At 61.7% G+C, this 19,014-nt stretch carries 19 protein-coding genes and 1 tRNA gene; 10 read left to right on the top strand and 10 right to left on the bottom strand.

Features of this window, described 5'->3' with window-relative positions; all coding sequences use genetic code 11:
* Nucleotides 1–31 precede the first annotated feature (31 nt).
* The 4 genes from ATN84_RS06705 to ATN84_RS06690 form a co-directional block, all read right to left on the bottom strand.
* Nucleotides 32–457: a DUF1178 family protein gene (locus tag ATN84_RS06705; RefSeq protein ID WP_068880728.1), complete on the bottom strand. Its 426-nt coding sequence runs from the start codon at nucleotides 455–457 to the stop codon at nucleotides 32–34.
* On the bottom strand, nucleotides 454–1,338 hold the full coding sequence (locus ATN84_RS06700) for a carbon-nitrogen hydrolase family protein (RefSeq protein ID WP_068880727.1): 885 nt from the start codon (nucleotides 1,336–1,338) through the stop codon (nucleotides 454–456). The genes ATN84_RS06705 and ATN84_RS06700 overlap by 4 nt, the downstream gene beginning before the upstream one ends.
* Before the next feature lie 12 nt (nucleotides 1,339–1,350).
* Nucleotides 1,351–1,617, bottom strand: a complete 267-nt coding sequence (gene grxC / locus ATN84_RS06695) for a glutaredoxin 3 (protein WP_068880726.1) — start codon at nucleotides 1,615–1,617, stop codon at nucleotides 1,351–1,353.
* Nucleotides 1,618–1,685: 68 nt separating this feature from the next.
* Nucleotides 1,686–2,456 carry a ComF family protein gene (locus ATN84_RS06690; protein ID WP_068880725.1) on the bottom strand — a complete coding sequence of 257 codons (771 nt, stop codon included), beginning with the start codon at nucleotides 2,454–2,456 and terminating at the stop codon, nucleotides 1,686–1,688.
* Between the two features lie 101 nt (nucleotides 2,457–2,557).
* Here ATN84_RS06690 and ATN84_RS06685 point away from each other — a divergent pair, with 101 nt between their 5' ends.
* The gene (locus ATN84_RS06685; protein WP_068880934.1) at nucleotides 2,558–3,451 is read left to right on the top strand and encodes a methyltransferase domain-containing protein; all 894 of its coding nucleotides are present in this window, start codon (nucleotides 2,558–2,560) and stop codon (nucleotides 3,449–3,451) included.
* A 55-nt stretch (nucleotides 3,452–3,506) separates the two neighbouring features.
* Here ATN84_RS06685 and ATN84_RS06680 read toward each other — a convergent pair whose 3' ends face one another.
* The 5 genes from ATN84_RS06680 to ATN84_RS06660 all read right to left on the bottom strand — a co-directional run bounded on the left by ATN84_RS06680 (nucleotide 3,507) and on the right by ATN84_RS06660 (nucleotide 7,352).
* Entirely contained in the window at nucleotides 3,507–3,833 is a 327-nt protein-coding gene (locus ATN84_RS06680) for a hypothetical protein (protein WP_068880724.1), read from the bottom strand.
* A 122-nt stretch (nucleotides 3,834–3,955) separates the two neighbouring features.
* Nucleotides 3,956–4,372 carry a (deoxy)nucleoside triphosphate pyrophosphohydrolase gene (locus ATN84_RS06675; protein WP_068880723.1) on the bottom strand — a complete coding sequence of 139 codons (417 nt, stop codon included), beginning with the start codon at nucleotides 4,370–4,372 and terminating at the stop codon, nucleotides 3,956–3,958.
* Complete coding sequence (locus tag ATN84_RS06670; RefSeq protein ID WP_201026333.1) at nucleotides 4,362–5,126, bottom strand: GNAT family N-acetyltransferase; 765 nt, start codon at nucleotides 5,124–5,126, stop codon at nucleotides 4,362–4,364. The genes ATN84_RS06675 and ATN84_RS06670 overlap by 11 nt, the downstream gene beginning before the upstream one ends.
* A 21-nt stretch (nucleotides 5,127–5,147) precedes the next feature.
* A complete protein-coding gene (gene argJ / locus ATN84_RS06665; RefSeq protein WP_068880721.1) occupies nucleotides 5,148–6,389 on the bottom strand; it encodes a bifunctional glutamate N-acetyltransferase/amino-acid acetyltransferase ArgJ in 1,242 nt (413 codons plus the stop codon).
* A 45-nt stretch (nucleotides 6,390–6,434) separates the two neighbouring features.
* On the bottom strand, nucleotides 6,435–7,352 hold the full coding sequence (locus ATN84_RS06660; RefSeq protein WP_068880720.1) for a foldase protein PrsA: 918 nt from the start codon (nucleotides 7,350–7,352) through the stop codon (nucleotides 6,435–6,437).
* Between the two features lie 403 nt (nucleotides 7,353–7,755).
* On the opposite strand from ATN84_RS06660, the gene secA reads away from it, so the two are divergent.
* From secA to bspF, 3 genes are all read left to right on the top strand, one after another.
* Nucleotides 7,756–10,482, top strand: a complete 2,727-nt coding sequence (gene secA / locus ATN84_RS06655) for a preprotein translocase subunit SecA (protein WP_068880719.1) — start codon at nucleotides 7,756–7,758, stop codon at nucleotides 10,480–10,482.
* Between the two features lie 145 nt (nucleotides 10,483–10,627).
* Nucleotides 10,628–12,049, top strand: a complete 1,422-nt coding sequence (locus tag ATN84_RS06650) for a lipopolysaccharide biosynthesis protein (RefSeq protein WP_068880718.1) — start codon at nucleotides 10,628–10,630, stop codon at nucleotides 12,047–12,049.
* Nucleotides 12,049–13,335: a type IV secretion system effector crotonyl transferase BspF gene (gene bspF / locus ATN84_RS06645; protein ID WP_068880717.1), complete on the top strand. Its 1,287-nt coding sequence runs from the start codon at nucleotides 12,049–12,051 to the stop codon at nucleotides 13,333–13,335. The genes ATN84_RS06650 and bspF overlap by 1 nt, the downstream gene beginning before the upstream one ends.
* A gap of 146 nt (nucleotides 13,336–13,481) precedes the next feature.
* Here bspF and ATN84_RS06640 read toward each other — a convergent pair.
* Nucleotides 13,482–13,556, bottom strand: a tRNA-Gly gene (locus tag ATN84_RS06640).
* A 240-nt stretch (nucleotides 13,557–13,796) separates the two neighbouring features.
* On the opposite strand from ATN84_RS06640, the gene ATN84_RS06635 reads away from it, so the two are divergent.
* From ATN84_RS06635 to ATN84_RS06610, 6 genes are all read left to right on the top strand, one after another.
* The gene (locus tag ATN84_RS06635) at nucleotides 13,797–14,315 is read left to right on the top strand and encodes a prolyl-tRNA synthetase associated domain-containing protein (protein WP_068880716.1); all 519 of its coding nucleotides are present in this window, start codon (nucleotides 13,797–13,799) and stop codon (nucleotides 14,313–14,315) included.
* 147 nt (nucleotides 14,316–14,462) lie between these two features.
* Nucleotides 14,463–15,440 carry a thioredoxin gene (gene trxA, locus ATN84_RS06630; protein WP_068880715.1) on the top strand — a complete coding sequence of 326 codons (978 nt, stop codon included), beginning with the start codon at nucleotides 14,463–14,465 and terminating at the stop codon, nucleotides 15,438–15,440.
* A 111-nt stretch (nucleotides 15,441–15,551) separates the two neighbouring features.
* Nucleotides 15,552–16,229 (top strand): LON peptidase substrate-binding domain-containing protein, encoded by a 678-nt coding sequence (locus ATN84_RS06625; protein ID WP_068880714.1) that lies wholly within the window; start codon nucleotides 15,552–15,554, stop codon nucleotides 16,227–16,229.
* Between the two features lie 96 nt (nucleotides 16,230–16,325).
* Nucleotides 16,326–16,520: a Trm112 family protein gene (locus ATN84_RS06620; RefSeq protein ID WP_068880713.1), complete on the top strand. Its 195-nt coding sequence runs from the start codon at nucleotides 16,326–16,328 to the stop codon at nucleotides 16,518–16,520.
* 163 nt (nucleotides 16,521–16,683) lie between these two features.
* Complete coding sequence (gene leuB, locus ATN84_RS06615; RefSeq protein ID WP_068880712.1) at nucleotides 16,684–17,796, top strand: 3-isopropylmalate dehydrogenase; 1,113 nt, start codon at nucleotides 16,684–16,686, stop codon at nucleotides 17,794–17,796.
* A gap of 147 nt (nucleotides 17,797–17,943) precedes the next feature.
* Nucleotides 17,944–18,999, top strand: a complete 1,056-nt coding sequence (locus tag ATN84_RS06610; RefSeq protein WP_068880711.1) for a bifunctional transcriptional activator/DNA repair enzyme AdaA — start codon at nucleotides 17,944–17,946, stop codon at nucleotides 18,997–18,999.
* Nucleotides 19,000–19,014 lie beyond the last annotated feature (15 nt).

The following is a 19,014-nucleotide window of genomic DNA, read 5'->3' as shown; positions in this document are numbered from 1 at the left end:
GGTCTATCCTATTCCCCTATTCCCTTACCCCCTAATTCCTATCCTCCGGAAAAACCGGCAGCGGCATGATCTCGACGCCGTCTTCGACCAGCGACGTCACTTCCTCTCGTGTCGCCTCGCCATAGATGCCGCGGGGATCGGTTTCGCCGAAATGGATCTTGCGCGCCTCCTCGGCGAATTTGTCGCCGACGTAATCGGCGTTCTCGCGCACCTTCTGGCTCAATTCGCGCATCTGCTCGATGAGTTTGCGCTCAGCCTCGCCCATGCCGACGGCGATCTTCTCCTTCGTTCGCGAAGTCGAGACGGAGGGCGCCATCAGCGCCTTGCCGACCTTCGGCGAACCGCATACCGGACAGGAGACGAGATTGCGCGCCGTCTGGCTCTCATAATCCTCGTTGTTGCGGAACCAGCCCTCGAACTCGTGTTCCTGATCGCAAAGAAGCGTGAAGTGGATCATGACGCCGCGATACTCTCCTTCTTTTCGCCTGCCTTCGGAGCTGCCTCGCCGCCCGCGACACGAACGCCGAAGGGGCGTGCATTTTTGAGGTTGGGCACCTTGCGCCGCGCCGCCGCGCTCTCCGCCGTATCGATATCGGCGACGATTACTGCCGGCTCGTCATGATCGGCCTCGGCAAGAACCTCGCCCCATGGGGAGACGATCAGCGAATGACCGTAAGTTTCGCGCCCGTCCTCGTGCAGCCCGCCCTGCGCGGCGGAGATCACGAATGCGCCGTTTTCTATGGCGCGGGCGCGCTGCAGGACATGCCAGTGCGCCTCGCCCGTCTGCCGGGTGAAGGCGGCCGGCGCCGTCAGGACCGAGGCGCCCACCTCCGCCTGCGCCCGGAAAAGCTGCGGAAAGCGAATGTCGTAGCAGATCGCAAGTCCCATCCGCCCAAAGGGCAGATCGGCAATGACCGTGTCATTGCCCGCCGCATAGACCGCTGATTCCCGCCAGCTCTCGCCATTGTCGAGATCGACGTCGAACATGTGGATCTTATCGTAAGAAGCGATCTTCTTCCCGTCTGGGCCGAGCAGAAAGGCGCGGTTGGCGATCTTGCCGCCCTCGACCGCGATCGCCGTCGAGCCGATATGCAGATGAATGCCATGCTGCGCCGCGAGCCGCGACGCCGCCCGGACGACGAGATCATTTTCCTCGTCGCGCAGCACGGCAGCAAGCCCTTCGCGGCTGCGCTGAACCGCGCCGGTCATCTCGGGCGTCTGCACATAGACCGCACCCTTTGCGGCGGCCTCGCCGACGAGGCGTTCGAGAACGGCGATATTGGCCTGCGGGTCGGTCCCCGAGCGCATCTGGATGGCGGCGGCGCGGAAAATGCTCATGACGTCAATTCCTTAAACCAGTTCACCTGTATTCAGAAGATTGTCGAGGCGGCCTTCGCGCTCCAGCGCATAGAGATCGTCGCAACCGCCGACGTGAACGTCGCCGACAAAGACCTGCGGAAACGTCATCCGACCCGACCGCTGAATCATTTCCTGGCGGTATTCGGGTTTCACCGTTGCATCATGCTCGGTATAGGTCGCGCCCTTCTGTTCGAGCAGGCGCTTGGCCGCTGTGCAGAAGCCGCACATCTGGCGCGTATAGATCGTCACATCAACCATGGAGTTCTCCAAATTGCTTTAGGCTTATATAAGCGCCGCCAGCCCTTGCCGGAAGCCCCCGGCTAACATCACATATCAGGCAGAACCCGGCTGAAGGTAAGCACATCCACTGAAGCCGCGCGGGCACGCATGAGCGCCCTGGTTGCCGCCTTCACTGTCGCGCCCGTCGTATAAACATCATCGACCAGAAGGATGTTTCGGCCCCGGACCTTGATCTCCTCGCCTTGCGGAACCCGGAAAGCGCCGCTCACATTGCGCTGCCGTTCCGTGGCGAGCAGGCCGACCTGCTGGCGGGTACGCTTGACGCGGATGAGTGCCTCCGGTTCAAGCGGCTTCTCCGATATCCGGGCAACGGCGCGGGCAAGCTCTGCCGCCTGGTTGAAGCGCCGTGACCAGAAGCGAAGCGGATGCAGCGGCACCGGCACGATGACGTCGCAATCCGCGATCATCTCGCCGCCGGCGCGCACCATCCATTTCGCCATCCATGGCGCGAGGTTGGTCTGGTCGTGATATTTGAGCCCGACGATCATCCGCCTGGGAATGCCGTCATGGATGACCGCCGCCCGCGCGCGGCGAAAAGGCGGTGGATCGGCGATCGCCTCGGCCGACAGGAAATTCTCGCCGAGATCATGGGCGAAGGGCGTGCCCATCACCGCACAATAGGGCCGATCGATGAAGCGCAGATGCGACCAGCACCGGCCGCAGACGGTTCCCGGATCAGCCACTTCGCGACCGCAGCCGGCGCATTGCGGCGGAAACAGCAGGCCTGACACCTGCGCAGCCAGACGCGCGGCGATCCCGCGCGCGCCGTTCGTCCGCCCTTGCCCCCCATCGTCCATTGCAATCGCCCCCGTTCGGACGCATTTAGTGCTCGTCACGCACGCTGTAACGTGCACGCATCATGCAGGAATGCGCGAACGAGGAAAAGGCAGGCAATCGCATGCAGGAAAACGGGCTGTTCGACCGCTCGCTGATTCAGGCGCATCGCCGGCGCGCCATGGCGAAATTCGCCCCCGGAACGGATTTCCTGCTGGCGCGGGCGGCCGACGACCTCGAAGATCGTCTTGCAACGGTCGAGCGCCGCTTCCCCGTCGCCGTCGACCTCGGCGGTCATACGGGCCTTGCCGCAGAGGCCATCGCGCGCTCCGGAAAGGCGGATGAGATAATCCGCATCGAGCAGGATACGGCCTTTCTGCACGGCCCCTTTCCAGCCATCGTCGCCGATGACGAAGCCCTGTCGCTCGGGCCTGCAAGCGTCGATCTGATCGTCTCACTCCTCTCGCTGCAACTGACCAACGACACGCCCGGCGCGCTTTTCCAGATCCGTCATGCCTTGAAACCCGATGGGCTGTTTCTCGGCACCATGGCCGGCGGCGGCACGCTCGGCGAATTACGCGAAAGCCTGCTTGCGGCGGAAGCCGAACTGACCGGCGGCGCCTCGCCTCGCGTTGCCCCCTTCGCCGATATACGCGATGTAGGCGGCCTCTTGCAGCGGGCAGGCTTTGCCCTGCCCGTTACCGATGTCGAGAGTTTTACCGTGCGCTATGACAATATGTTCGCGCTGATCGCTGATCTGCGCGCCATGGGCATGCAGAACAGCCTCCTCGGCCGTTCGCGCAGGCCGGTGCCGCGTCATTTTTTCCTACGTGCCGCCGAAATCTATGCCGAACGCTTCAGCGATCCAGATGGCCGCATCCGCGCCACCTTCTCCATCATCTGGATGTCGGGCTGGGCGCCGCATGCCTCGCAGCAGCAGCCGCTCAAACCCGGCTCCGCCAAGACGTCGCTCGCCGCGGCTCTCGCCGAGACGGAAAAATCGAAAAAAGCCCCGTGAAACGAGGGATCCGGCGCGAAATTTCGGGGATTTTCAGAGAAAATCAGCGATATTTTCAGCAATCGCCACTTTTTCTACCGTCGGGATGGATGACACAGACGGCCTCCGGCGTACTCTGCAGTACGCTCTTGCGAACCGTATAGGCCCGCGAATGCCGGATCGATCCGGTCGAGATCGTATCGACTCCGTCCGGGAACAGCGATTGCGACGCAATATCCCTGGAGCGCTCATTGAGAATGGGAACCAGGATCAGCGCCAGCGCGATCGCGGCCGAGCCGAACAGCAGAGTGATCCGCAAAACACCCGAACGCGCGCCCGCGATGGAATTCGGGTAATAGGAACCATGGTCCTTTTTATGAAAGGAATGATCGTCAAAAGGCATATTGGCAAACTCCGGCCCCGTCCCCGCATGGAAAATGCCCGATCGAAGTGAAAGATCGATTAACGGAGATCACCCGTGCTCCGGCTTTTTTTGGCTGGAACCTGCTGAAAACGCGGGAAAATTTACAGAAGGTCGATCAGGAACGGGATGAGCGGCTCGTCGGCCGGCGGCATGGGATAATCGCGCATGTCGCGCGGCCGCACCCATTTCAACGCCTGCCCTTCCAGCGATCGCGCGATCCCCTCATAACGCCGGCAGATATAGAGCGGCATCAGGAGGTGGAAATCCTCATAGGTATGGCTGGCGAAGGTGAGCGGCGCCAGGCATGCGGGCTTGGTGACGATGCCGATCTCTTCCTTAAGCTCGCGGATCAGCGTCTGCTCTGGCGTCTCCCCTGGCTCCACCTTGCCGCCCGGAAACTCCCAGAGACCGGCAAGCTGCTTGCCTTCGGGCCGCTGTGCCAGGAGAACGCGGCCATCCGCATCGACCAGGGCGCAGGCGGCGACGAGAAGAATGCGGCGCGGATTTTCATCCTTCATGATTCGGGCTTTCCCGGTATGCGTAGCGATAGATTTCGGTAAAGCCGAAGCCTTCATAGAGCGCAAGTCCCGGTGCATTGACCGTCTCGATCTGCAACCATGCCGTCTTCGCGCCATGCTTCATCGCCCATTTGAGCGCCGAGGCGACGATGGCGCGCCCATGACCGTTTCTGCGGCTCTCACGCGAAGTGCCGATGTCGAAGAGCCCAGCCATCGCGCCGTCATGAACGCAGAGCGCCACCGACACCGGCTGCCCGTCCTCCTCGATCATGAACATACCCTTGACCGGACGAATCCCGTTAAGCAATTCCGAAAATCCGGCGCGCAAGGATGCGTCGCGTCCATGTACCTTGAGCGAGGCGTCGACATAGCGCCCGATGTCGCGCAGCGGAATCTGATCGATTGTTCCGGCGAAGTCCATCGCCGTCAGATCGGCCGTCATCACGACGGTTTCATCGAGCCGTTCCCAGCCCCGGCTTGCGAGATAATCGTCGAGCTCCGGCGGAGCCAGCGGCGATTGCCGGAAAACCGGCCGTCTTCCATAGGCGCGAAAGCGTTGCGAAGCGCGTTCGACACGCGCTGGAATATCGCGGATATCGGCCGGATCGAGCGGGTTGATCGAGTTGAGTCGCTTCGATGGGTGTGCCGCGGTCATGCGGATCGCCCATGTCCCGTCATAATGCACCGACGTTGCCGGCCATGCGCGAAAACCCACGGCTTCGATCTGCCTGACGGTCGCCAGCCCCGGCATCAGGAGCGCTCTCCCATGTCTGCCTCAACTACGATAATCGCCATTGATCGCCACATATTCCTTGGTGAGGTCGCAGGTCCAGACCGTCGCCTTGCCATCGCCGAGCCCGACATCGACGCGGATCCTGATGTCCTCGTTCTTCATGTAGGCGGAGGCATCAGCCTCGGAATAGGCCGGATCGCGTTCGCCCTGATGGGCGACACGGATATCGCCGAACCAGATCGCCAGCAGATCGCGATCGGCGGGCTCGCCAGCCTTGCCGACAGCCATGACGACGCGGCCCCAATTGGCGTCCTCGCCGGCCGCCGCTGTCTTCACCAGCGGTGAATTGGCGATCGACAGCGCGATGCGCTTGGCCGAGGCGGCCGACGTGGCGCCGGTCACCTCTATCTCGATCATCTTGCGCGCGCCCTCGCCGTCACGCACAACCTGCAATGCCAGCGAATGCAGAACCCGGTCGAGCGCTTTTGTGAAATCGGCAAGCCGCTCATCACCGAGATCGGTGACGGCGGGGGCGCCGCGCTCCGCCGCCGTGCCCGTGGAGAACAGCATCAGCGTGTCGGATGTCGAGGTATCGCTGTCGACCGTCACGGAATTGAATGTCCCGCCCACCGCTTTTTCTAAAAGCACCTGCAGGACAGGAGCGGCGATCGGCGCGTCGGTGACGACGAAGGACAGCATCGTCGCCATGTCGGGCGCGATCATTCCCGCGCCCTTGGCAATGCCATTGATGGTCACCGGCACGCCGCCGAGAAGCACGGTCTCCGTCGCCACCTTCGGATAAGTGTCGGTGGTCATGATCGCCTTTGCGGCATCAAGCCAGCGATCCGCCTGGGCTTCATTCGTCATGCCCTCGAGCAGATGGGCGAACTTGCCAGCATCGAGCGGCTCTCCGATCACGCCTGTTGAGGCCAGGAATATCTCAGCCGATGTGCAGCCGACCGCGGCCGATGCCGCGGCGGCGGTCATAGCCGTCGATTCGCGCCCCTTCCTGCCGGTGAAGGCATTGGCGTTGCCCGAATTGACCACAACGGCGCGCGCCTTGCCGCCAGCAAGGTTCTGCCGACAGAAATCCACCGGTGCCGAAGGGCATTTCGAGCGGGTGAAAACGCCCGCTGCCTCCGCCGGCTGGTCGAAGACAAGAAGCAGCACGTCCGTGCGCCCCTTGTATTTGATGCCTGCCTCGGCGGTGGCGATGCGCACCCCCTCGATTGCCGGCATCGCCGGATAGTGTTTCGGAGCAAGTGGAGAAACGGACGCCGACATGGATCCCCCGGCCAGAATGACGTGACAAAGAAGTGTTGCCGCCGATTACTGCTTCGGCGCCTCTTCGGCGGGGGCGGCTTCTTCCTCGCCGTTCGCCTGCTTCATCGCCTTCTCGATCGCCGGATCGGCATAAGTCACCTTGAGTTCGCCGCGCAATTTCTTCACCAGATCGACATAGCGTTCGCGCATGACGATCGAGCGCACCTGATCCTTGACCTGATCGAATGCGGGCGGCTGCTGGGTGCGCTTGTCCTCGAGCTTGATCACGTGGAAGCCGAACTGCGTCTGCACTGGCTCCTTGGTGTAGGAGCCCGGCTCCAGCGCGAAGGCAGCCTTCTCGAACTCGGGCACCATCTGGCCCTGACCGAAATAGCCGAGATCGCCGCCATTTGCAGCGGAGCCATCGGTCGAGCTCTCCTTCGCCAGATCCTCGAATTTCGCGCCGCCGTCAAGCTTCTTGATGATCGCCTCGGCTTCCTCCTTGGTCTTCACCAGGATATGACGGGCGCGGACCTCATTCTGCGGTGGCGTCGCGGCGATCTCCTTGTCATAGCGGGCGCGAACGTCCGCATCGGTGATCTTGTCGACGATCTCTTTCTTGAAATATTCGTTGTGCAGGGCGCGATCGCTGAGGAAATTCATGCGTTGCTTGAACTCGTCCGTCTGATCAAGCTTTTCGGCCTTGCCCTCGGTGGCCAGCGCCTTGATGTCGATGAGTGCTGCGAGCGCGGCAAGCCGGCGCTGCTCGTCCGGCAGGCGCGAGAACTGCGGATCGAGATCATTCGACGCCTGGTCCACCTCGCCCTGCGTGATAGGCTGGCCGTTGACGGTCGCCAGGACCTTGGCGGGATCGGCGGCTTCCTTGGCCTCTGCGGCCTTGTCCTGGGCATACGCGCCGCATGTCGCGGTGGCGATCAGAACGGTTGCGGCGAGCGCGGAAAGGGCTTTATGATAGTAGGTCATAGGGTCACTCCTTCAAAGGCCTTTCGGCCCCATGAATACGGCGGAATTTTGCCTGGAGCGTTTCCGTCGCGGCTCTTCCGGCCGAAACGGAAACGCTCCATCTCTGAATCAAGAGCGCTCATTCCTATGAACCGGTGGGTCGATCCGGTCTGGAAGACGCCGTGGGAACAAAAGCGCGGAGGGGTTTTCCGCCCGATGCTTCAACGTTGACATCGCTCGACCCCCCTCTTATCTGTCCAACGGCTTTGCGTCCAGAGAGCTTGCCGGAAGAAGTGCGCCCGGTTCGGGACCTATCGACATTTATGGTCGGGCCACCACTTTTCTTGCAAATGTTTCTATGAGAGTGAATAAAGCCTTCGACAATGCCGGATCAACCGGCTGAACGGATGAGAAAGGACCAGTGATGGTCAGCTTCGGCGGTCTAGCCCGCAAGATTTTCGGTTCTTCCAACGACCGTCGCGTCAAGAGCCTGCGCCCGCGCGCCAACGAGATCACCGCGCTTGAAAAGAATTATGAGGCCCTGACTGACGATCAGCTCAAGGCCAAGACGGCGGAATTCCGCGCCGCCCTGGCAAATGGCCAGAAGCTGGACGATCTCCTGCCCGATGCCTTCGCCACCGTGCGCGAGGCAGCCAAGCGCGTGCTGGGCATGCGCCCCTTCGACGTGCAGTTGATCGGCGGCATGGTGCTGCACAATCGCGGCATCGCCGAGATGCGCACCGGCGAGGGCAAGACGCTGATGGCGACCCTGCCCGTCTATCTCAACGCGATCGAGGGCAAGGGCGTCCACGTCGTCACCGTCAACGATTATCTGGCGAGCCGCGACGCGGAATGGATGGGACGCCTCTATAGTTTCCTCGGGCTCACCGTCGGCGTGATCGTCCATGGCCTCGACGACGACCAGCGCCGCGAAGCCTATGCCTGCGATATCACCTACGGCACGAACAATGAGTTCGGCTTCGATTATCTGCGCGACAACATGAAATATGACCGTTCGCAGATGGTCCAGCGCGGCCACAACTACGCCATCGTCGACGAGGTCGACTCGATTCTGATCGACGAGGCACGCACGCCGCTCATCATTTCCGGTCCGCTCGAGGACCGTTCCGATTTCTACAACCTCATCGACACCTTCATTCCGCGGCTAGAACCGTCGGATTACGAGATCGACGAGAAGCAGAAGACAGCGACCTTCACCGAGGAAGGCACCGAGAAGCTTGAAAACATGCTTCAGGAAGCCGGCCATCTCAAGGGCGACGGCCTCTACGATGTAGAGAACGTCGCCATCGTCCACCACGTCAACAACGCGCTGCGCGCCCACAAGCTGTTCCAGCGCGACAAGGACTATATCGTCCGCAACGACGAGATCGTCATCATCGACGAGTTCACCGGCCGCATGATGCCGGGCCGGCGTTATTCCGAGGGTCTGCATCAGGCGCTGGAGGCCAAGGAACATGTCACCATCCAGCCGGAAAACCAGACGCTGGCCTCGATCACCTTCCAGAACTACTTCCGTATGTACAACAAGCTCGCCGGCATGACCGGTACGGCGGTGACCGAGGCGGAAGAATTCGGCAATATCTATGGTCTTGAAGTGACCGAAATCCCGACCAACCTTCCCGTCCAGCGCATCGATGAGGACGACGAGGTCTATCGTACGGTCGAGGAGAAGTACAAAGCCATCGTTAAGGATATCCGCGAGGCGAGCGCCAAGGGCCAGCCGATCCTGGTTGGCACCACCTCCATCGAGAAATCGGAACATCTGGCCGAGCGGTTGCGCAAGGAAGGCATCAAGAACTTCCAGGTTCTCAACGCCCGCTATCACGAGCAGGAAGCCTATATCGTCGCCCAGGCCGGCGTCCCCGGCGCCATCACCATCGCCACCAACATGGCGGGCCGCGGCACCGACATCCAGCTCGGCGGCAATGTCGAGATGCGCGTCCGCCAGGAACTGGCCGATATGACGGAAGGCCCGGAGCGGGATGCGAAAATAGAGGCGATCAAGGCCGATGTCGCCAAGCTCAAGGAACAGGCGCTCGCCGGCGGCGGCCTTTATGTTCTGGCGACGGAGCGACACGAGAGCCGCCGCATCGACAATCAGCTGCGCGGCCGTTCGGGCCGTCAGGGCGACCCTGGCCGCTCGAAATTCTTCCTGTCGCTGCAGGACGATCTCATGCGCATCTTCGGCTCCGACCGTATGGACGGGATGCTGCAGAAGCTTGGTCTGAAAGAAGACGAGGCGATCGTCCATCCCTGGATCAATAAGGCGTTGGAGAAGGCCCAGAAGAAGGTCGAGGCGCGCAATTTCGAGATCCGCAAGAACCTGCTCAAATATGACGACGTGATGAACGATCAGCGCAAGGTGATCTTCGAGCAGCGTCTGGAGCTGATGGATGGCGAGAATCTCAGCGAGACCGTCGCGGAAATGCGCCAGGAAGTGGTCGAGGACCTTGTCCGCACGCACATTCCGGAAAACGCCTATGCCGAACAGTGGGACATAGACGGGCTGAAGGAAGCGATCCGCAATCAGCTCAATCTCGACCTGCCGGTCCACGAATGGGCCGAGGAAGAAGGCATCGCGGAGGAAGAGATTCTCGCCCGGCTGAGCGAAGCGACCGAAAAGGCCGCCGCCGAGCGGGCGGAGCGCTTCGGCCCACAGGTCATGACCTATGTCGAGAAATCCGTCATCCTGCAGACCCTCGATCATCTCTGGCGCGAACATCTGGTCAATCTCGACCATTTGCGTTCCGTCGTCGGTTTCCGCGGCTATGCCCAGCGCGACCCACTGAACGAATACAAGACCGAGGCTTTCGAACTCTTCCAGGCCATGCTCGGCAATCTGCGCCAGGCCGTCACGGCCCAGCTTATGCGCGTCGAGATCGTGCGCGAGGCAGCAGCCGCGCCGGAGCCCTCGCCTCCCCAGATGTTCGGTGAGCATATCGATGGCACCACCGGCGAAAACGACTTCGGCGACGGCGAACTTCTAGTGCGCCACGAGGAAACCCGTACCGTCGATCCGGCCGAGCGCAACCCCGCCGATCCCTCCACCTGGGGCAAGGTCGGCCGCAACGAGCCATGCCCCTGCGGATCGGGCAAGAAATACAAGCACTGCCATGGCGCGTTCGTCTGAAACGGCACTGGTTGATACAAAAGCCGCGTACAAAAGCGCGGCTTTTTAGTATGATTACAGGGTGAACGGCGGAAACGCCGGCGAACCGTTTTTAAAGACTTTTGCCCTAGTCTGTGCCGGTTCGACTGGTGGAGAACTGTTTCAATTGCGTTTTTCTGCGGCTGCAGCGGCGGACCGGCTCTTGCCGGAGAGATTTTCGTTGCGCCTCCGTCCGCTGGCGGAGCGCGTCGATGCGCTGTTGACTGCCTCCAACCCCCAGGCCGGCGCCCAGCGCTCCTCGCTGGCAGCCTTTTCCGTACGTGTCGTCAGTGCCGCTATCGCACTTGTTTCCCAGATTATACTGGCCCGCTGGATGGGCGGCTTCGAATATGGCATCTACGTGCTGGTCTGGATCACCGCCATCATCATCGGCAACCTTTCCTGCCTCGGTTTCCACACCACCATCATCCGCTATGTGCCCGAATATATCGAGCGCAACCTCTTCGATGAAATCCGCGGCATCCTGTGGACCGGCCGGATCTTCGGCATTCTTGCGTCGACCGTCGTCGCGCTTGTCGGTGCGCTCGGCGTTTATCTCCTGCGCGACCGCATGGAAAGCTATTACGTGGTGCCGTTCTATCTCGGCCTCATCGCCGTGCCGATGATCGCGCTGGGCGACATGCTCGACGGCACGGCGCGTTCGCGCTCATGGGTGCTGACGGCGCTGACGCCGACCTATATCGCAAGGCCGCTCCTCTCCCTCCTCATCATGGTGGCCGCGGTGCTCATCGGCTTCGCACCCACGGCGGTAACCGCGCTCATGGCCGCCATTCTTGCGACCTATGTGACGACCCTCAGTCAGCTTGCGGTCGTCAGAGGCAGCCTGGCCCGGATCATCCCTGCCGGCGCGCGCAGCCTGCGCCTGCGCGAATGGTTCGTCGTTTCCATGCCCATCTTTCTGGTCGAAGGCTTCTTCTTCCTGCTCATCAATGTCGACGTGCTGATGGTTGGCCGCTTCATGGACCCCGACCACGTCGCGGTCTATTTCGCCACCACCAAGATCCTGGCGATGGCGCATTTCGTCTATTTCGCCGTCAAGGCCGGCGTCGCGCAACGCTATTCGCAGCTCCTGCATGGCGGGGATCAGGTGCGCTTTGCCCGGTTCGTGCAGGATTCGGTGAAGTGGACCTTCTGGCCGACGCTCACCATCGGCCTGGTCCTGCTCGCCCTGGGCGAACCGCTTCTCTCCCTGTTCGGCACCGCCTTCACCGAGGGTTATCCGCTTCTTTTCGTACTGATCATCGGCGTCATCGCGCGCGCCAGCGTCGGGCCGACGGAAAGCCTGCTCAACATGTCGGGGAACCAGAATATCTGCGCGGCGCTCTATGCCGTCGCGCTCTGCATCAATGTCGCGCTCAATATCCTGCTCATCCCGCGTTTCGGCCTCATCGGCGCGGCAACCGCAACGGCGGTCGCCATGGCTTTCGAGGCCTCATCCCTCTCGCTGACGGTCTATCGCCGTCTCGGCATTCCCATGTTCATATTCGCTCCTGCAGCAAAGATCTCCCAACCGGAGGAACAGTCCTGATGGTCGCCATTCCCCTTCTCGAAGAAGCGGCGGGAGGGTCCACCGCACGCCTCGTCTCCGAACTTGCCGAGACCGACGCAATGGGCGATGTCGCCAAGAAGCTCGAGGAAAGCCTGGGCCCGCGCGACATCCCGCGCAAGCTCTCGATCTATGGCGCATCGGCAGGCTTCGAGCTTCTGGAAGAGCTTGACTATCTCACCTACCGCACCATCGAGCCCAACATCTTCTTCAACCCGCGTTTCCTCGCGCCCGCCATGCCGCGCCTCGACGACCGCCAGGTTCGCTTCATGGTGATGCGCGACGAAAACGAGGTAAGAAGCCGTCTGCGCTTCCTCATGCCCTATACGATCGAGCGCCCGGGCCTTACGGTTTCGGCGCCGATCATCCGCGCCTGGGCCACCCCCTTTGGTCCGCAGGGCACGCCGCTGATCGACCGCGACGATCCCGTCAGCGTGCTGGAAGACCTCTTCGACATCCTCTCGCGCAAGCATCTGAAAATGCCCGAAGTGCTGGTTCTGCCCGACATGCGCGCCGACGGTCCTGTCGCCCAGCTGATCCGCAGCATCGCCATCGGCCGCAACCTGCCGCTTAACGCCATCGAGCGCGTCGAGCGCCCCTTCCTCGAAAGCCAGATGGAAGGCGACAGCTATCTGCGCCACGCCATCGGCTCGCATCATCGCCGCGATTATGCGCGGCTCTGGCGAAAGCTCGCGGCCCAGGGAAACCTGACCTACAGCGTCGCCCGCAGCCCGGAGGAGATCCGGCAGCGTTTCGAGGATTTCCTGGCGCTCGAAGCCAGCGGTTGGAAAGGCAAGCGCGGCAGCGCCATGGCCGTCGACCGTTATCGCGCCGCCTTTGCTCGCGAGGCCGTCAATCGCCTGGCCGAACGCGATCTCGCCCGCATCCACACGCTGGAGCTCGACGGCAGGGTCATCGCCATCCTCATCGTCTTCATCGAATCAGGCGAGGCCTGGACGTGGAAGACCGCCTATGACGAATCCTTGAGTGCCTTTTCGCCCGGCACATTGCTGATGATCGAGGTGGTAAAGAACCATCTGGAAGACCCGAACATCGCGCGTACCGATTCCTGCGCCGTGCCCGATCACCCCGTCATGTCGCGCCTTTTCCGCGAGCGCGAGACCGTCGAAACGCTGGTGATCGGCCTCAACCCGGGCGCCGACCGCGCGGCGCAGCAGGCCACCTCGCAGATCCATCTCTACCGCCGCACGCTCGACATCGCCCGCATTGTCCGCAACCGGATCAGGAATTTCACCGGACGGCATTAGCCAAGCGGCGAAACCCACGCCATCTGCTTCCGCCTGTCGCCGGCAGTCATTTCGGCTGGGAAGGATAGCTGAACATAGGTGGGAAAACGAAACCCAGATAAGCAAAAAGCCCCGCAAAGCGGGGCTTTTGAAGCCTCAAGACCAACTGGAGCGGGCGAAGGGATTCGAACCCTCGACCCCAACCTTGGCAAGGTTGTGCTCTACCCCTGAGCTACACCCGCTCGCGCCAGCTAGTCGTCTAGGCCGCGCCTATATGGCGCAACAGCCTGACGAATGCAACAGGAAAACGACGGAAAAATGCAATTGTTTTTTCGGCTGCGAATTCTCTCCGATTTCGTGCCGGCATCGGCCCTCGGTTGCCTCGCATTCACGGCCCTTTCCCAAAAGTCATTCCGTTTTGGCGGATCATGCTGTAGACCGGTCACATCCGATCCTTCCCCGAATGAAGACCGCAGGTTCCCATGCCGAAAACACCTGACGAACTCTTTGCCTTCTTGGACCAGCTCGGGATCAAGGTGAAAACGGTAACGCACCCGCCGCTTTTCACCGTCGCCGATTCGCAGTCTCTGCGCGGCGAGATCGCCGGCGGGCATACCAAGAACCTTTTTCTCAAGGACAAGAAGGACAATTTCTTCCTCGTGACCGTTGAGGAGGATGCCGTTGTCGACCTGAAGACGGTGCACACGCTGATCGGTGCGGCAAGCCGCGTCTCCTTCGGCAAGCCGGAGAAGCTGATGGAATATCTGGGCCTCCTTCCCGGCTCGGTCAGCACGCTCGGCGCGATCAACGATACGGAGGGGAAAGTGAAGATCATTCTCGATGACGGGCTGATGCGGCATGATATCATCAATGTCCATCCGCTGACCAACGAGGCGACCACCTCGATCGGCCGCGACGATCTGGTCCGCTTCCTGCGCGCCACCGGCCACGAGCCGGAAGTCCTGGCTGTCGCCGCACCGGCGGATGCCTTGGCGGAATAAAAGGCGGAAACTCGCCGGGCAAGGCTTGAAACGGCCTGGCCCAGATACGAACTGACGAGTGGAAGGAATGGACGCTGGAGACCGCAACGAATCGCCGATATCGAGTTACAGCGAACCATAGCGATGAACCCGCAAAGGGACTGATTGATGACGAGTGATAGCAACCCCTTCGCTGCGAGCGGCGGCCAGATGAGCGCAAGCGTATCCTATGGAAATGCGCCGAACCCCGGAAATGGCGCGGCGGGCGGCAACGGCCTGATCAAGGATACGACAACGGCGGCATTTTCCGCCGATGTGATCGCCGAATCGCGCAACCAGCCGGTGCTTGTCGATTTCTGGGCGCCCTGGTGCGGCCCCTGCAAGCAACTGACGCCGGTTCTCGAAAAGGTGGTCAACGAGGCTCGCGGCAGCGTCAAATTGGTCAAGATGAACATCGATGATCATCCCGCCATCGCCGGCCAGCTCGGCATCCAGTCGATCCCCGCCGTTATTGCCTTCGTCAATGGCCAGCCGGTCGACGGCTTCATGGGTGCCTTGCCGGAATCGAAAGTGAAGGAATTCATCGCCAAGATCGCCGGTCCGGGCGGCGGTAAGGATGCGGCGATCGAAGAAGCTCTGGCCGCTGCAGCCGAGCTTGTCGATCACGCGGATTTCGCTCAGGCCGCACAGCTCTATTCCGCCGTCCTGCAGGAAGCGCCCGACAATGTCGTGGCGATCGCCGGATTAGCGGGCTGCCTGTTCGAAACGGGTGAGGCCGAAAAGGCGCGCCAGGTGTTGGACCAGGTGCCGGAGGCCAAGAAGGACGATGCCGCGGTCCGCGCCGTGGAAGCCCGCATTGCGCTGGCTGAGCAGGTGGCGAAGCTGGGCGATCCGGCTGCGCTCGAAGCAAGGCTGGCGAAGAACCCGAAAGATTATCAGGCACGATTTGACCTCGCCATGATCCACAATGCGAGAGGAAATCGCACGGAAGCGGCGGACGAGCTTCTGGCGATCATGAAGGCGGATCGCAGCTGGAATGATGACGGCGCGCGCAGGCAGTTGCTGCAGTTCTTCGAAGCGTGGGGACCGACCGATCCGGCGACGCTCAGCGCACGCCGGAAATTGTCTTCGCTGCTCTTTTCCTGACGATCACGAGAAGGCGGCAGCAGAAAGAGAGGGGCGGCTTGAGTTTATGCCGCAGCGCCCCATCTCTTGGTAAGTCTAAAGATTCGCCCAAGTGGCTGGGAGTGGTTTTCGATGCAGGCGGGCAATGCCCACTACCGCACCATGAACGACATTCCGGAAATCATTCCGGTTTTTCCGCTCAAGGCGGCGCTGCTCCTGCCGAACGGGCAGATGCCGCTCAATATCTTCGAGCCGCGTTATATCGAGATGCTCGACGCGGTGATGGCTGGGAAGCGCATCATCGGCATGATCCAGCCCTGCCTCGACGGCGATAATCATGCCGCCGCCCGGCCTGTTTCCGATCTCTGCGAAGTCGGCTGCATGGGCAGGGTCACCACCTATGCCGAAACGGGCGACGGACGCATCCTCATCACCCTGCAGGGCATATGCCGCTTCCGCGTTCTCGACGAGGTGACGAACCGTCTGCCTTTCCGCCAGTGCCGCGTCGCCCCTTTCCTTGCCGATCTCGAAGAGTCTTCGGGCGCCGAGGAAATCAACCGCAACGCCCTGCTCAAGGCTTTTCGCGACTATCTCGACGCCAACGATCTCGACGCCGATTGGGACAGCATCTCGCGCGCCGGCAATGAGACCCTGGTCAACGCACTGGCGATGATGTCGCCTTTTGGCCCGGCAGAGAAGCAGGCGCTGCTCGAAGCCGCCGACTTGAAGACGCGGGCCGAAACACTGATCGCGATCACAGAAATCGCCCTCGCAAAGGATAACGACGATTTCGGCTCCAGCCTGCAATGACTGAGCATGATCCCGAGCCGAAGGTCAGCGTCAACAAAAAGTTGCAGACTTTCAAGTAAGGTCATGCGGCTAGGATTCATCGAACGAGCACTCGACATGAGCGAAGAGAGAAAACCGCCCGCCATCGACCCGAAACTCCTGGAGCTCCTCGTCTGCCCCCTGACGAAGGGACGCCTCGTCTATGACGCCGAGCATGGCGAGCTCATCTCGGAGAAGGCCAGGCTTGCCTATCCCGTGCGCGACGGCATCCCCATCATGCTGCCTTCGGAAGCCCGCAGCATAGGGGAGTAGGGGAGTAGGGGAGTAGGGGAGTAGGGGAGTATGTTTGCAGTACAGCTGCGGTAAAGGAATTCTCTCTCCACCTGTCCCCCTATTCCCCTATCCCGACAGTTGAAATGCCGCCGCCGCTTGTCTAAGACACGCCGGAACACTCCTCCAGCGAAGGCGCGACATCATGGCATCCAGAAAACTTCTCCTCCTGCCTGGCGACGGCATCGGCCCGGAAGCAATGGCGGAAGTCCGCAAGATCATTGGTTATCTCAACCAGGATCTCGGGCTTGGCTTCGAAACCGAGGAGGGACTGGTCGGCGGTTCCGCCTATGACGCGCATGGCAAGGCGATCTCGGAAGAGGACATGAGCAAGGCGCTCGCCGCCGACGCCGTGCTTTTCGGTGCGGTCGGTGGACCGAAATGGGATAGCGTGCCCTATGATGTCCGCCCGGAGGCTGGGCTTCTGCGCCTGCGCAAGGACATGGAGCTCTTCGCCAACCTGCGCCCCGCCATCTGCTATCCGGCGCTGGCTAGCTCCTCCTCGTTGAAGCCGGAGGTGGTCGAAGGCCTCGACATCCTCATCGTGCGGGAACTCACCGGCGGCGTCTATTTCGGTGAGCCGAAGGAGATCATCGATCTCGGCAACGGCCAGAAGCGCGGTATCGACACGCAGGTCTACGACACATTCGAGATCGAGCGCATCGCCGGCGTCGCCTTCGAGCTGGCGCGCACGCGCCGCAACAAGGTCACCTCCATGGAGAAGCGCAATGTCATGAAGTCGGGCGTTCTGTGGAACGAGGTGGTGACCGCGGCGCACAAGGCGAAATATTCCGACGTCGAACTCGAACACATGCTGGCGGACGCCGGCGGCATGCAGCTCGTTCGTTGGCCCAAACAGTTCGACGTCATCGTCACCGATAATCTCTTCGGCGACATGCTGTCGGACGTGGCGGCGATGCTGACCGGCTCGCTTGGCATGCTGCCTTCGGCCTCGCTGGGCGCGCCGGATGCCAAGACGGGCGCACGCAAGGCGCTCTACGAGCCGGTGCATGGCTCAGCGCCCGATATCGCTGGCAAGGGCGTTGCCAACCCGATCGCCATGATCGCCTCCCTCGCCATGTGCCTGCGCTATTCCTTCAACCTGATCGCCGAGGCCGATCGGCTGGAAGCCGCCATCTCCGGCGTGCTCGACGATGGCCTGCGCACCGCCGACATCTGGTCGGAAGGCACGAAGAAGATCGGCACGACGGAAATGGGCGATGCGATTTTGGCGAAGTTCAAGGCGCTTTCGGCTTGAGTTGTGAAATGCCCCTCATCCGTCTGCCGGCACCCTCTCCCCGTCCTTCACGGGGAGAGGGTAAGGGTGAGGGGCAGCTATAACGCCAAAAAAATAACCGCCCGATTTCTGGCTGCAATTTCCTGCCATGCCGCTAAGAATAGCCGCATGTTGTTCACGCTCCCTGATCAAGACAAACTCTACGATGCACTTCTCGCCCGTGATGCCTCCTATGAAGGCAGGGCCTATGTCGGCGTCATCTCCACCGGGATTTTCTGCCGTCTGACCTGTCCGGCGCGCAAGCCCAAGCGGGAGAATTGCCGCTTCTTCGCTTCCGTTTCCGAATGCCTGGCCAATGGCTTCCGGCCCTGCAAAAGATGCCATCCCCTGCAGCCCGCCGCCGAGGCGGAGCCGTCCGTGAAAAAGCTGCTGGATGCCCTGGAAGCCGATCCGGCGCGGCGCTGGAGCGAGGATGACGTAACCCGGATGGGGCTCGATCCCTCCACCGTCCGCCGCAGCTTTCGCCGCCATTTCGGCATGACCTTTCTGGAAATGGCGCGGCAGGAGCGCCTGCGGCAGGGCTTTCAGGCGCTGGCCGACGGCGCTCGCGTGATCGACGCACAGATCGATGCGGGCTTTGAATCGCCCGAAGCTTTCCGCAGCGCCTTTGCCCGCATCATGGGATTGCCGCCCGCGCAGCTTCGCAAGGAAGGCTTGCTACGCGCCGACTGGATCAGAACGCCACTCGGCACCATGATTGCGATTTGCGACGCGAGGAGCCTGCATCTTCTTGAATTCGCAGACCGCAAGGCATTGCCTGCGGAACTGAAGAAGCTCCATGCCGCCTGCCGCGGCGATATCGGCATCGGCCGTTTTGCAACGCATGATCTTGTCGAGCGTCAGCTCGGCGATTTCCATGCAGGCAAATCCGCGACTTTTGACCTGCCGCTGGTGATGCACGGCAGCGCGTTCACGCAGGACGTATGGCGCGAGCTTCAGAAAATCGGAGCCGGCGAAACGCGCAGCTATAGCGAGATCGCGCAGGCGATTGATAAGCCGCTCGCGGTACGCGCGGTTGCGCGGGCCAATGGCGCGAACCAGATCGCCATCATCATCCCCTGTCATCGCGTCATCGGCGCAGATGGCTCGCTGACCGGCTATGGCGGCGGCCTCTGGCGGAAGCAGAAGCTGATCGAGATAGAGGCGCGGTATCGGGGAAAGTAGTCGCGAAATGAAAAC

This window comes from Paramesorhizobium deserti (assembly GCF_001558695.1).
Lineage (GTDB): Bacteria > Pseudomonadota > Alphaproteobacteria > Rhizobiales > Rhizobiaceae > Paramesorhizobium > Paramesorhizobium deserti.
This window is presented reverse-complemented; position numbering and strand designations above follow the sequence as displayed.